The organism is Streptomyces caelestis, assembly GCF_001279005.1.
Classification (GTDB): Bacteria; Actinomycetota; Actinomycetes; order Streptomycetales; family Streptomycetaceae; genus Streptomyces; species Streptomyces heliomycini.
Genome location: NZ_LGCN01000169.1, coordinates 1 through 240 on the forward strand (window position 1 = coordinate 1; position 240 = coordinate 240).

Annotated in this window: 1 protein-coding gene; it reads left to right on the top strand. The window is 69.2% G+C overall.

Annotated elements, in window-relative coordinates; translation table 11 throughout:
* Positions 1 to 240, top strand: a 240-nt coding sequence (locus ADK41_RS15370; RefSeq protein ID WP_209438649.1) for an alpha-glucosidase C-terminal domain-containing protein, incomplete at both ends; no start/stop codon positions are given.

The window sequence follows — 240 nt, forward strand, 5'->3', positions numbered from 1 at the left end:
GCTGCTGCACTGGACCCGCCGGATGATCGAGATCCGCAAGCAGAACCCGGCCTTCGGCCTCGGCTCCTACACCGAACTGCCCTCCTCCAACCCCGCGGTCCTCGCCTTCCTGCGCGAGGCCCCCCCGAACGGGGAAGGCGGGGACGACCTGGTGCTCTGCGTGAACAACTTCTCCCGCTTCGCCCAGCCCACCGAACTCGACCTCAGCGCCTTCGCGGGACGGCACCCGGTCGAGCTGTT